Origin of the sequence: Brevibacillus reuszeri (assembly GCF_002897295.1) — a bacterium.
Lineage (GTDB): Bacteria > Bacillota > Bacilli > Brevibacillales > Brevibacillaceae > Brevibacillus > Brevibacillus reuszeri_A.
The window spans coordinates 1-315 of the sequence record NZ_BEXF01000158.1 but is presented as its reverse complement, the minus strand read 5'-3'; the positions used below and the strand labels follow the sequence as shown (position 1 = coordinate 315).

At 50.8% G+C, this 315-nt stretch carries 1 rRNA gene; it reads left to right on the top strand.

The window, feature by feature from the left end:
• Positions 1-207: 207 nt before the first annotated feature.
• Positions 208-315: ribosomal RNA gene (locus C3B52_RS35975) — 23S ribosomal RNA — on the top strand; the annotation flags it as partial.

The window sequence follows — 315 nt, the reverse complement described above, 5'->3', positions numbered from 1 at the left end:
CGCAGGGAGCCGGGAGAGTAGGACGTTGCCAGGCGAGCAACCTCATGGTTGCCTCAACATTCGTTCTTTGAAAACTGGATACTGCATGTAATTGCTAAGGATATTTAAAGTGTAAGTACTTTTTAGTAATACACAAATGCAAGGATGGCCTGCTAAGTTCGTCTCATCCATGAGACAACGCATGCACTAGCACATCCTGTGCGTCGTGGTTAAGTTACTAAGGGCACACGGTGGATGCCTTGGCGCTAGGAGCCGAAGAAGGACGCAGCGAACTGCGATAAGCCTCGGGGAGCGGTAAGCACGCTTTGATCCGGG